General features: G+C 41.1%; 1 protein-coding gene. It reads right to left on the reverse strand.

The features are described 5' to 3' along the window. A partial coding sequence (locus LNN34_RS21795) for a beta-ketoacyl synthase N-terminal-like domain-containing protein (RefSeq protein WP_229044615.1) occupies positions 1 to 419 on the reverse strand: 419 nt, incomplete at both ends.

Consider the following 419-nt stretch of genomic DNA (forward strand, 5'->3'; position numbering starts at 1 on the left):
CGGTACCACTCCAAGTTTTCTGTTCACTGATTTGCCAGCCTCAGTGTTTTCATAATCTTGCCACAATCGAACTCGCTCATGCGGGAGCTTACGGATTACTTCCCTGCCTTCGAGTAAAATGGACCATAGTTCCTCTACATTCCTTGCATCCGGAAACCTTCCGCTCATTCCAATGATGGCAATCGGCTCTTTTTCAGTTGAAGCCTTAACTCTCTTTCTAGCATGGTTATACCTTACTCTTTTTCTTTCTTTCACCTGATCCATTTGTACTTCTGTAATAATTTCTTCTGTTACAGCAGAAACCTCTACAGCCTCTTGATAAAAAAACTGCATTTCATCAGAATAACGTTCAAGGAAATACTGACTTAACCTCTCTATCGTCGGATAACCAAAGAAGATATCCGGCGTAATCTCTAATT

Source organism: Bacillus sp. AF23 (assembly GCF_020861455.1).
Lineage (GTDB): Bacteria > Bacillota > Bacilli > Bacillales > Bacillaceae > Bacillus > Bacillus halotolerans.